The 11,084-nt window shown below is 40.5% G+C and carries 13 protein-coding genes; 11 read left to right on the forward strand and 2 right to left on the reverse strand.

Features of this window, described 5'->3' with window-relative positions; translation table 11 throughout:
• Nucleotides 1–11: 11 nt before the first annotated feature.
• The 7 genes from HMPREF9420_RS09590 (at nt 12) to HMPREF9420_RS09615 (ending at nt 6,198) form a co-directional block, all read left to right on the forward strand.
• Nucleotides 12–1,334 (forward strand): 5-methylcytosine restriction system specificity protein McrC, encoded by a 1,323-nt coding sequence (locus tag HMPREF9420_RS09590; protein ID WP_007135455.1) that lies wholly within the window; start codon nt 12–14, stop codon nt 1,332–1,334.
• Nucleotides 1,335–1,464: 130 nt separating this feature from the next.
• On the forward strand, nt 1,465–1,992 hold the full coding sequence (locus HMPREF9420_RS09595) for a YceD family protein (protein WP_007135456.1): 528 nt from the start codon (nt 1,465–1,467) through the stop codon (nt 1,990–1,992).
• Between the two features lie 29 nt (nt 1,993–2,021).
• Nucleotides 2,022–2,207, forward strand: coding sequence for a 50S ribosomal protein L32 (gene rpmF / locus HMPREF9420_RS13615; protein ID WP_007135457.1), 186 nt, complete (start codon nt 2,022–2,024; stop codon nt 2,205–2,207).
• On the forward strand, nt 2,207–3,226 hold the full coding sequence (locus tag HMPREF9420_RS09600) for a beta-ketoacyl-ACP synthase III (protein ID WP_007135458.1): 1,020 nt from the start codon (nt 2,207–2,209) through the stop codon (nt 3,224–3,226). The genes rpmF and HMPREF9420_RS09600 overlap by 1 nt, the downstream gene beginning before the upstream one ends.
• Nucleotides 3,227–3,324: 98 nt before the next feature.
• Nucleotides 3,325–4,206 carry a GTPase Era gene (era, locus tag HMPREF9420_RS09605; RefSeq protein ID WP_007135459.1) on the forward strand — a complete coding sequence of 294 codons (882 nt, stop codon included), beginning with the start codon at nt 3,325–3,327 and terminating at the stop codon, nt 4,204–4,206.
• Between the two features lie 233 nt (nt 4,207–4,439).
• Nucleotides 4,440–5,753, forward strand: coding sequence for a ribosome biogenesis GTPase Der (gene der / locus HMPREF9420_RS09610; protein ID WP_007135460.1), 1,314 nt, complete (start codon nt 4,440–4,442; stop codon nt 5,751–5,753).
• Nucleotides 5,754–5,805: 52 nt separating this feature from the next.
• A complete protein-coding gene (locus HMPREF9420_RS09615) occupies nt 5,806–6,198 on the forward strand; it encodes a hypothetical protein (protein ID WP_044079213.1) in 393 nt (130 codons plus the stop codon).
• 18 nt (nt 6,199–6,216) lie between these two features.
• Here HMPREF9420_RS09615 and HMPREF9420_RS09620 read toward each other — a convergent pair whose 3' ends face one another.
• Together HMPREF9420_RS09620 and HMPREF9420_RS09625 are read right to left on the reverse strand one after the other, a co-directional pair.
• Complete coding sequence (locus HMPREF9420_RS09620) at nt 6,217–7,005, reverse strand: ABC transporter ATP-binding protein (RefSeq protein ID WP_007135462.1); 789 nt, start codon at nt 7,003–7,005, stop codon at nt 6,217–6,219.
• Entirely contained in the window at nt 7,002–7,760 is a 759-nt protein-coding gene (locus HMPREF9420_RS09625; protein ID WP_007135463.1) for an MlaE family ABC transporter permease, read from the reverse strand. Before HMPREF9420_RS09625 ends, HMPREF9420_RS09620 begins: the two co-directional genes overlap by 4 nt.
• Before the next feature lie 248 nt (nt 7,761–8,008).
• Between HMPREF9420_RS09625 and lptB the strand changes: the two genes are divergently transcribed.
• From lptB to HMPREF9420_RS09645, 4 genes are all read left to right on the forward strand, one after another.
• Nucleotides 8,009–8,788 carry an LPS export ABC transporter ATP-binding protein gene (gene lptB / locus HMPREF9420_RS09630; RefSeq protein ID WP_044079214.1) on the forward strand — a complete coding sequence of 260 codons (780 nt, stop codon included), beginning with the start codon at nt 8,009–8,011 and terminating at the stop codon, nt 8,786–8,788.
• A gap of 79 nt (nt 8,789–8,867) precedes the next feature.
• The gene (locus HMPREF9420_RS09635; RefSeq protein WP_007135465.1) at nt 8,868–9,146 is read left to right on the forward strand and encodes a hypothetical protein; all 279 of its coding nucleotides are present in this window, start codon (nt 8,868–8,870) and stop codon (nt 9,144–9,146) included.
• 574 nt (nt 9,147–9,720) lie between these two features.
• Nucleotides 9,721–10,137: a hypothetical protein gene (locus tag HMPREF9420_RS09640; RefSeq protein ID WP_007135467.1), complete on the forward strand. Its 417-nt coding sequence runs from the start codon at nt 9,721–9,723 to the stop codon at nt 10,135–10,137.
• Nucleotides 10,138–10,350: 213 nt separating this feature from the next.
• Nucleotides 10,351–11,084, forward strand: a 734-nt coding sequence (locus HMPREF9420_RS09645; protein WP_007135468.1) for a carboxypeptidase-like regulatory domain-containing protein, incomplete at its 3' end; no start/stop codon positions are given.

Raw genomic sequence — 11,084 nt, forward strand, 5'->3', positions numbered from 1 at the left:
AGATTTGGTTTATGCAGATAGAATTGACAGATAATAACAGCGTAAGTGCGAATAACCGATTCCAAAGGGATGATATTGCGGCGCTGTTTCCATTTGGAGATAAAACAATTTCTGAATTATGTCGTGATCATGAGCACTTGCTTGTGTTCCCTGAAAGCATAGAAGAATGTGATGATGAAATAGGAAATGGAACATTATATTCTATCCAAAACACAGATAATCCTGACGAAGTACGAGTTGTTACGGGTAATATTATGGGCTTTGTTGGTATTGGGAATATCAAACTTAAAATCAAATCGCGGTTTGATTTGGGGCAGAATGACTATTTCTTACATTATATGTTACAGAAGGTTTTGGCGCTAAACATGTTTGATTTAGATTTGAATAGTGGTGAAGAAGGACTCTCAGAACTCTTAATGTTGATGTTTCCTCATCTTCTTAAATCAGCCATACAGCAAGGTGTTTTCCGTCAATATCAATGTTATAATCATAATGATTCAAACGTACATGGGAGTATAAATGTGAGCCAACACCTGCGAAATAATGTTCCATTCTCAGGGAAATTTGCTTATACAACGCATGAGTATAGCCGTGACAATGATGTTACTCAGTTGATAAGACATACCATAGAATTTATGCAGTCAACGCATTTCGGGCGATGTGTATTGTCTTCTTGTCGTGAAACTACAGAGAACATAAAGATTATAAAGCATTATACCACCTTATATAATAAAGTGGAGCGAGCAGCTGTTATCAATCGAAATCTGAGATTGAAAAGCCATCCTTATTATACGAAATATCGCTCATTGCAATTGCTTTGCATTCAAATATTGCGCATGGAAGAGGTGAAATATGGCGAAGATGATAATGAAATACATGGTGTTTTGTTTGATGGTGCATGGTTATGGGAGGAATATGTTGCCACACTTCTTAGAGATTGTCAGTTCATACACGCCGAAAATAGACTAAGAAAGAAAGGAATCGCTTTATTTACTGATGGTAGTGGGCTTCGTTATCCTGACTTTTATAATGACGAAATGGTGTTGGATGCGAAGTATAAACGTTTGGAAGAGTGTAAAAAGGTTGCCGAAGTTGATCGTAATGACATTCATCAAATCATCACATATATGACAGCTTTGCACGTTAAGAGAGGTGGTTTTGTTGCTCCTTTGACAGCAAAGACAGCAGAAAGTGTTACTGCTCACTTAAGAGATGGTATCTCAATGATCGGTATTTATGGTATTCAGATTGCGACTTCTGCATCTTCTTATATTGAGTTTGTAGTCCAAATGCAAGAGCATGAAAAGGACTTTTTGGCATCGATAGAATCATAAAAGATTATAATATGAATGATTTTAAAATAACAGATAAGGCGTTTTGAAGTTAGAGTAAGTCTTATAAATAAGATTTTTTTAACGCTTTCATTGGCAAATTTCAGAAAATATTTGTAACTTTGCAGCCCGTATGGCAAGTTCAGAAGCCTATAAAATAGACTTAAAAGCGTTGGAGGAAGGGCAGACAGTGCTTGAATTCGACTTAGATGATGCATTTTTTCAGTCACTTGAGGCTGCCGAAGTGCAACATGGTTGTTTACATACCACACTGGCAGTGAACCGCATTGGTGACTGCTTTGATTTGAATTTCCATACAGTTGGCAGCGTCGTTGTGCCCTGTGATCTTTGTCTTGACGACATGGATCAACCCATTGTGGCAGACCAACGGATGGCTGTTAAGCTCGGAGATAGCTACTCAGAAGACGATGATCTTGTGACGGTGGCCGAGGAAGAAGGAATACTCGATGTCGCATGGTACGTCTATGAATCCATTGAACTCAATATCCCCATCAAGCATGTGCATGCACCTGGAAAATGCAACCCTGCGATGATACGGATGCTCGAGGAGCATTCTGCTACCCGAAGTAGTGGGAGTGATGATGAGACTACAATGGATCCGCGTTGGGAAGCGTTATCCAATTTGAAATTAGACGAATAATAAAATTAAAGATTAAAAATTAAAAGATTATGGCACATCCTAAAAGAAGACAGTCAAAGACTCGTACACTCAAGAGAAGAACGCATGATAAGGCAGTGGCTCCAACGTTGGCAGTATGTCCAAACTGTGGCGCTTATTATGTTTATCACACTGTATGTCCAACGTGTGGATACTATAGAGGCAAGGTCGCTGTTGTTAAGGAAGTAGCTGAATAATGGGAAATATCAACGCTATCATCACGGGTGTAGCCGGCTATGTGCCTGATTATGTCCTCAATAATGAGGAACTTTCTCGCATGGTTGATACCAATGATGAATGGATAGTCACACGAACAGGCATCAAAGAACGTCGTATTCTTACCGAAGAAGGGCTTGGAACTTCGTATATGGCGCGTAAGGCTGCGAAGCTTTTGATGAAGAAAACCGGTGCAGATCCTGATAGCATTGATGCCCTTCTTGTTGCAACCACCACCCCAGATTACGTACATCCCTCAACCGCATCTATCGTTTTAGGTAAGCTTGGATTAAAGAATGCGTTTGCATTTGACTTTTCTGCTGCTTGCTGTGGATTCATGTATGCGCTTGATGTGGCTTGTAACATGATTCAGAGTGGCCGCCATAAACGTATCATCGTTATTGGAGCAGACAAGATGTCGTCAATAACCGATTATCAAGATCGTGCTACTTGTCCACTGTTTGGTGATGGAGCAGGTGCTGTTTTGGTTGAAGCTACAGAGGAAGAGAACATCGGTTTGATTGACTCTTTCCATCGAACAGATGGCAAAGGACTACCATTCTTGCATGTCAAAGCAGGCGGTTCGGTTTGTCCTTCATCTCATTATTCTGTGGATCATCGCATGCATTACACCTATCAAGAGGGTCGTTTTGTGTTCCGTTATGCCGTTACTGCCATGGGCGATGACTGCGAAGAACTCTTAAAACGCAATCATTTGACGATGGATGATGTTAACTATATCATTCCTCATCAAGCCAATTTGCGTATCATTGAGGCTGTAGCCAAGCGCATAGGTGCACCAATGGATAAGGTGTTAGTTAACATTCAACATTACGGAAACACAAGCGCTGCGTGCATGCCACTTGTGCTTTGGGACTTCGAAAAAGACTTAAAGAAAGGTGATAACATCATCTTTACCGCATTTGGAGCAGGATTTGTCAACGGAGCTTCATATTTAAGATGGGCTTATGACGGTGCTTCAGTAGCTACAGTGAAGTAGTTTTAACAGGCAATATATACAAAAGGGCGCATCTTTCTTATTCTAATAATAAGATGATGCGTCTTTTTGTTTGAAATAAACAATTAGTAAACATCGTTATGCATAAAGCAGGTTTCGTAAACATTGTAGGCAATCCGAATGTTGGAAAGAGTACGTTGATGAACCAACTTGTAGGAGAACGTATCAGTATTGCTACGTTTAAGGCTCAGACAACACGCCATCGTATCATGGGAATTGTTAACACTGAGGACTGTCAAATCGTCTTTTCCGACACGCCAGGTGTATTGAAACCCAACTACAAGATGCAGGAAATGATGCTTGCTTTCTCTGAATCTGCGCTTAAAGATGCCGATATTCTGCTCTATGTTACTGATGTTGTAGAGAATCCTGAGAAGAATATTGACTTCTTAGATAAGGTGAAACAGCTTCCGATTCCAGTGATTTTGCTTATCAATAAGATTGATGAGAGCAATCAAAAAGAACTCGGAACGATTGTCACCAAATGGCATTCATTACTTCCTAATGCAGAGATTCTCCCCATTTCTGCCAAGAATAAGTTTGGGGTTGAACTCTTGATGAAACGCATTAAGGAGCTTCTTCCCGAGTCACCCGCTTATTTTGACAAAGACCAACTTACCGATAAGCCGGCTAAATTCTTTGTAAGTGAGATGATAAGAGAGAAGATTCTGCTCTATTATGATAAGGAAATCCCTTATAGTGTGGAGGTGCGCGTAGAGCAATTCAAGGAGACTGACACTTCGATTCATATCAATGCGGTGATTTATGTGGAGCGCGATAGTCAGAAAGGAATTATCATCGGCCACAAAGGAATAGCCTTAAAGAAGGTTAGTTCCGAAGCGCGTAAAGCGTTAGAAAAGTTCTTTGATAAGAAAATCTATCTTGAAACCTTTGTCAAAGTCGATAAAGACTGGCGCTCTTCTCAGCGAGAACTCGACAGCTTTGGCTATAACCCAGAGTAAAAGGGGAGACTTATGACAAGCTAATTTGCCTTAAATCACCCGATGTTTTCATGCTAATTGCAATGCAATATGACGTGTTTCACCGACCAATTGCAGGCACTTTAATCGACAAGTGAACAGACTTGGAAAGATAAAAACAAAAAGATAATCATTTGCCCTGAATTGAAAGAGGGCACACTCTCCGTCACACGGAGGGCCGAAGAATGTATAACTTCAGTAATTAAACAAACAGTATGTCAAATTTAGTAGCTATTGTAGGTCGCCCAAATGTAGGCAAGTCTACGCTTTTTAACCGCCTCACACAGTCTCGTCGCGCTATAGTCAGCGACACAGCAGGCACAACTCGTGACCGCCAGTATGGCAAATGTTCTTGGAATTCGAAAGAGTTTTCAATCGTAGATACAGGAGGTTGGGTTGTAAATTCCGACGATATATTTGAAGATGCGATACGCCGTCAGGTGCTTGTTGCTACAGAAGAGGCTGACTTAGTACTCTTTCTTGTCGATGTTTCGACCGGTGTCACCGACTGGGATGAAGATGTAGCCATGATTCTTCGACGCGCAAAACTACCTGTTATCCTTGTAGCCAACAAGGTAGATAATAATAGTGAGTATTACGAAGCAGCCGAATTTTATAAGTTAGGCTTAGGAGAGCCGCAGTGTATCAGTGCTGCTACGGGTGGCGGTACAGGCGATTTGCTCGACCTTATCATTGATAAACTGCCCCAAGAGAACCCAGAAAGCGTTGAAGAAGAGATTCCAAGATTTGCTGTAGTGGGTCGTCCTAATGCAGGAAAAAGTAGTATCATCAATGCTTTTATAGGCGAAGACCGTAACATTGTGACCGAGATTGCGGGTACAACACGTGATAGTATTTACACCAGATACGACAAGTTTGGCTTTGATTTCTATCTTGTTGACACCGCAGGAATACGTCGTAAGAACAAGGTTAGCGAGGATTTGGAGTTCTATAGCGTAATGCGCTCTATCCGAGCAATAGAGAATAGCGACGTGTGTATCCTCATGTTAGATGCTACAAGAGGTGTAGAAGCACAAGATATGAACATCTTTCAGCTCATACAAAAGAACAAAAAGAGTCTTGTAGTCGTTGTAAACAAGTGGGATTTAGTAGAAGATAAGTCGCAGAAAGCAATCAATACATTCGAAGCTGCCATACGAAACAGGATGGCACCTTTCGTTGATTTCCCTATCATTTTCGCTTCCGCTTTGACGAAACAACGTATCTTCCGTGTGCTCGAAACAGCCAAACAAGTTTATCTTAACCGTAAAACGCACGTGGGAACCTCTAAACTTAACGAGGTGATGTTGCCGTTAATAGAAGCTTTCCCGCCTCAAAGTGTCAAGGGAAAGTATATTAAAATCAAGTATTGTACACAGCTTCCAAACACTCAAATCCCTTCGTTTGTGTTCTATGCAAACCTCCCTCAGTATGTGAAAGAAAACTATCGACGTTTCTTAGAGAATAAGATTAGGGAGAATTGGAGTATGCATGGTTGCCCAATCAACGTGTTTATACGTCAGAAATAAAAGGTGTTCTCTTTCCCCATTGCTATGGGGAAAGAGACTTTTTGTTATGGTTATGAGGAAGATTCTAATTGTTTTATGTTCTCTTAGCTTGCTTTTTAGTTGTAAAAAGCAAGAGAAAGATGCTGCAGAGATTGTCGGAAAGACGGCTAAAATCTATTATGATTATTTGCTACACGATAATTATGAGGCCTTTGTTGATGGCTCATTTCGTCCTGATAGCATTCCTCCTTCTTATCGAGAACAGTTGATTGCCAATGCAAAGATGTTCATTGGACAGCAGAAAGAGGAGCATCAAGGCATCAAAGAGATTACGATTAGCAACGCAACAATAGATACTTTGCATCACACAGGCAATGCTTTTTTGCTGTTTTCTTATGGAGATAAAACAACCGAACAGGTCATAGTACCTATGGTTGAGCGTAAAGGCGTGTGGTATATGCGATGAGTTCGTGGAAAGAAGTCTTTATTCTTTTGAACTTGTTTCATTGTTATGTTCCTCCGTTTCCACTTCTTTCACCTTCTTGAAGAGGTCACTTGCAAACACAAGGTCATTGAGTTTCTTGTTTGTTGAGTTGATAATCTCATCCTTATTCCCTTGCCATTCCTTGTGACCTTTATAGATAAAGATGATATTTTCGCCTATACCCATCACAGAGTTCATATCGTGTGTGTTGATGATTGTCGTGATATCAAACTCTTTTGTGATTCCCGATAGCAGGTCATCTATAACTAACGACGTCTTAGGATCAAGCCCTGAGTTCGGTTCATCACAGAAAAGATACTTCGGATTGAGTACAATTGCGCGCGCTATTGCTACTCGTTTCTGCATGCCTCCAGATATTTCACCGGGAAATTTCTGTTGCGCTTCAATCAGATTCACGCGATCTAAGCACTCCTGGGCACGCTTTACACGTTCCCGATAGTTCATCGTTGAGAACATATCCAAGGGAAACATCACGTTCTCTAATACCGAAAGAGAGTCAAAAAGCGCTGCATTTTGGAAGATCATACCCATTTCTCGTCGCATCATCACCTTTTCTTTTTTAGACATAGTGACGAAGTTCCGGTTGTCATATAGCACCTCTCCGCTTGTGGGTTCAAGCAAACCGACAAGGTTTTTGATTAAAACAGTCTTTCCACTACCGCTTTGTCCGATAATCAAATTCGTCTTTCCATCTTCAAAAACGGCATTGATGTCCTTCAGAACTTCCTTATCTCCGAACGATTTATATAGGTGTTTAACTTCTATCATGACAATAATTGGGTTAAGAATACATCTGAAAATAAGATCAAAACGCTGCTACTTACAACGGCATCTGTACTGGCTTTGCCCACTTCTACAGACCCTCCTTCAACAGTATAACCAAAGTATGACGACACACTTGCTATGATAAAGGCGAAGAACATGCTTTTAAGTATGCTCATCCAGATAAACCATGAGTTAAAGGAATGCTGTATACCAAGCGTCAAATCGTCTGGAGTTAGCAGGTGACCTATATAAGCTGTGCTATAAGCTCCAAGGATTCCGAGTGCCGAACTGAATATAACCAGGAAGGGCATCATCGTGACTAAACCTAATATTTTGGGTAGAATCAGGTAATTGGCTGAGTTTACTCCCATGATGTCTAAGGCGTCAATCTGTTGTGTAACGCGCATAGTTCCAAGCTCAGAAGCTATGTTTGAGCCAACCTTTCCTGCCAAAATCAAACACATAATGCTGCTGGAGAACTCCAAAAGCATGATTTCTCGCGTTGTATATCCTGACACCCAACGTGGCATCCAGGGGCTTTGGATGTTGACTTTCATTTGAATACAGATTACTGCTCCAATGAAAAAAGAAATCAACAACACAATACCAATGGAGTCAACACCAAGTTGTGACATCTCTTTTGTATAGCGTTTGAAAAACATTCTCATCCTATCGGGGATGGCAAGTGAACGCCACATCAATATGAGATAACTCCCAAAAGTGGTAAGGTAGTTGTATAACGGCTTGAAAATAAACATGATAATTATCCTAATTCTTATTCCTTGCAAAAGTAACCAAATTCTTCAGAAAATCTACTATAATTGAGATAGTTTTTCTTTTTTTATTTTGTTATCCTCACAAATTCAACTAACTTTGTATCAAATTAAATGTTTTCATAGTCATCAATGAATGTGATTTGTGAGGCATTTCTTGTTATACTAATCGTAATTTGGTTTTGTTGAGAGGTGAAACGATTACCGATGAGCAACAAACAAAACATAGATTTATGGACGAAACACATTTGACTACACTCCGAACTGAGGGACTTGTCAAGAGATATGGCAAGAGAACGGTGGCTGATGGGGTAAGTATCAGCGTCAAACAAGGTGAGATTGTTGGCCTACTTGGACCCAATGGAGCAGGTAAAACCACATCGTTTTATATGACAACGGGTAATGTTGTGCCCAACGAAGGCCATGTATATCTCGACGAAGAAGAGATTACTAACTACCCCGTTTATAAGCGGGCACGCACCGGAATAGGTTATCTTCCACAGGAAGCCAGTGTGTTTCGCAAGATGAGTGTAGAGGATAATATCATGGCTGTGCTTGAGATGACGAAACTCTCTCATGCAGAACAAGTAGAGAAATTAGAGAGTTTGATTAATGAATTCCGCTTAAACAAAGTGAGAAAGAATAAGGGTGATCAGCTCTCCGGAGGCGAAAGAAGACGCACAGAAATAGCGCGTTGTCTTGCCATTAACCCTAAATTCATTATGCTTGACGAGCCTTTTGCGGGCGTAGACCCTATTGCTGTGGAGGATATTCAGCACATAGTGTGGCGCTTGAAATATCGAAACATAGGCATCCTCATTACGGATCACAACGTGCAAGAAACGCTTTCTATCACCGATCGCGCTTATCTCTTGTTCGAAGGACGCATCCTTTTCCATGGCACTTCCGAGGAATTGGCTGCCAATCCCATTGTGCGCAAGAACTATTTGAGCGATAATTTCGTCTATCGTAGATTCAAACCAAACGAAGAAGACGAGGCTTATGAAAGGTAAGAAGATAAAAAGCTGAAAGCATCAAGCAAGAGAACGAACGATAATCCGTGTCATCACAATTTATTAATCTGTGCATGTTATGAAACTTTTCATGAAATATCAATGGCTTCTTTATGTCATAGGGTGGTTCATTTTCCAGCTGTTCCCGGCTTATTTCCGGCTTACTTCTGTGGCGGATGAGTTTATTCCGTTTCTTTTTATTGTGGGCATAATCGTGATAGCTATATGTTCTTTCAACTTTGGTGCAGCCAAAGGAAGAGTTGCCGGCTGGCTGATGTTTGTGCTTTCTGTGATTGTTGAGGTCTTCGTTGCCTTAACTACGTTCTTCCTCTTGTTAGGACAGAGCTGGCAAAATTAGTTTTTTGGGTTCGTCCTTTCTTGTTTTTCATTAGCCACTTTTCATCAAAACGTCTTGCGATTTCATCTGATGATTGCCCTATGAGCGGTGGAGTCGAGCGAGGTTCAGACCGCTTTGAGCTGATGTTTCTTAGGTGATGAAAAGGATGATAAAAGCATATCAGGTGGGCATCATGCTCACATGACCAAACAATTCAAGTCATTTCGTCTTGCAATCTGACGCAAAACAATCGGTGTTTTCAGTCAAATTATCTCATGATTTCAGTCAGTTTGTTTTCTCTTTCCATGCAAAACTTGGCTTGTTTTGTTCTTATCTCGGCAATATGTTGAGCCCCAGTGTGTTATGAAGTGATAAAGCATAATTTGTGTTTTGAAAGAAACAAGCCTTTGCTTTTAATAGCTTTCTTGTATAAATGGATTTATTAATCATTATGGTTCGCTCCAACCTATACGCTGTTCTGCATGAAGACAGAAAACTAAATAATCTTTTTTGCATTGACTTTTCTTTCTAAATAATTTGCAAGTTCGGTGGTTTCTCTCTATATTTGCACCATAAATATCTAAAAGATTGTATAATGAAAAAGTTATTAATTATCTGTATTGCAGTGTTAACTGCTTGCACCGCTTTCGCACAAACAGGGGATTCGGTAAAAGATTTGAAACAACAGAAGAAGGTTTTGATGCTTAATGCTAAGTTGAAAGAGCTGCAAATAGACTTTGAAAAGGAAAAGGCTGGCTACGATGAACTACTAAAAGAGGCTGCAGAGGCTAATGCAACAGCTAATTCTGTAACCACAGACTTCAGCACTTCTGATGCATCAAGCACCGTGAAAGATGCTAAAGCAACGATTAAGAAGCTTAAGGAGGCAAAGAAAGTAAACAAGAAGTTGGCTAAGAGTCAAAAGAAATTGAAAAAACTGCAAAAGAAGATTGACAAGACACAAGAGAGCATCAATAAGCTTGATTTGGTCGTAAAGATTCACGAGAATTAATATTTTACTAGCGATAGTGCGTCGTCTGAAGGGCTGATTGCACTTGAATCATAGAGATATAACAAAGAAAATTTGTTGTATCTCTATTTTTTTTGCATCATGATGTCACAATAACAGCATTACAACGTATAAGGAGTAGATATGAAAAAAATAAGAGGCGATGCAACTTTTTGAAGAGTTTGAACGTCTCATGATAAAGTAAATGCTAATCGAATGAAAAAGAAACTTCTCGCAATGAGCCTTCTGTGGCTTTCTGCTGTCAGTGCTTCTGCAACGCCGACAGTCGTTGGAAAGGTTGTCAATGGACAGCAACAGCCTCTGCCTTTCGTTAATGTTGTTGTGTTAAACCCTGCTGATTCAACCTTTGTTCAGGGTGCTGTTACCGATGAAAATGGGCAGTTTCACATTGATGTTCCCCAGGAACAACATTATTTGTTGAAGCTAACATCTGTGGAATATGCACCACTTTTTAAGCAGATTAATGGCGATGATGCAGGCACGTTGACCCTTACCGAGCAGGTACATGCCTTGAAAGAAGTTGTGGTGAAAGCCAATCGACCTCAGTTTAAGCCTGTTGCGGGAGGCCTTTCTGTTGACATTGCCAACACACTTTTGGCTCAAACGGGAACGGCTACCGATGTACTTCGTCAGCTGCCTCGCGTCAATGTGGAGAATGATGGCAGTGTGAATGTGTTTTCAAAAGGCACACCTGAAATCTATATTAATAACAAAAAGGTGCAAAACAAGAGTGAACTTGAACAATTGAAGTCTACAGATATTAAGACCGTTGAAGTCATTACGAGTCCCGGTGCACGTTATAATGCGACCGTGAAGAGCGTAATTCGCATTAAAACTAAACGCCCACAAGGCGATGGTTTGAGCTTCCGTGCCGACAATAATATCAAGTATAACACCTATGTTTCAGGCTTTCAAGAAGACTATCTCAA

This window comes from Segatella salivae DSM 15606 (assembly GCF_000185845.1).
In the GTDB taxonomy this organism is placed as follows: domain Bacteria; phylum Bacteroidota; class Bacteroidia; order Bacteroidales; family Bacteroidaceae; genus Prevotella; species Prevotella salivae.

Bases quoted from the DNA above. Each gene is read 5' to 3' on its own strand.
- HMPREF9420_RS09590 (WP_007135455.1), top strand. From the start codon at position 12: ATGCAGATAGAATTGACAGATAATAACAGCGTAAGTGCGAATAACCGA.
- HMPREF9420_RS09595 (WP_007135456.1), top strand. From the start codon at position 1,465: ATGGCAAGTTCAGAAGCCTATAAAATAGACTTAAAAGCGTTGGAGGAA.
- rpmF (WP_007135457.1), top strand. From the start codon at position 2,022: ATGGCACATCCTAAAAGAAGACAGTCAAAGACTCGTACACTCAAGAGA.
- HMPREF9420_RS09600 (WP_007135458.1), top strand. From the start codon at position 2,207: ATGGGAAATATCAACGCTATCATCACGGGTGTAGCCGGCTATGTGCCT.
- era (WP_007135459.1), top strand. From the start codon at position 3,325: ATGCATAAAGCAGGTTTCGTAAACATTGTAGGCAATCCGAATGTTGGA.
- der (WP_007135460.1), top strand. From the start codon at position 4,440: ATGTCAAATTTAGTAGCTATTGTAGGTCGCCCAAATGTAGGCAAGTCT.
- HMPREF9420_RS09615 (WP_044079213.1), top strand. From the start codon at position 5,806: ATGAGGAAGATTCTAATTGTTTTATGTTCTCTTAGCTTGCTTTTTAGT.
- HMPREF9420_RS09620 (WP_007135462.1), bottom strand. From the start codon at position 7,005: ATGATAGAAGTTAAACACCTATATAAATCGTTCGGAGATAAGGAAGTT.
- HMPREF9420_RS09625 (WP_007135463.1), bottom strand. From the start codon at position 7,760: ATGTTTATTTTCAAGCCGTTATACAACTACCTTACCACTTTTGGGAGT.
- lptB (WP_044079214.1), top strand. From the start codon at position 8,009: ATGGACGAAACACATTTGACTACACTCCGAACTGAGGGACTTGTCAAG.
- HMPREF9420_RS09635 (WP_007135465.1), top strand. From the start codon at position 8,868: ATGAAACTTTTCATGAAATATCAATGGCTTCTTTATGTCATAGGGTGG.
- HMPREF9420_RS09640 (WP_007135467.1), top strand. From the start codon at position 9,721: ATGAAAAAGTTATTAATTATCTGTATTGCAGTGTTAACTGCTTGCACC.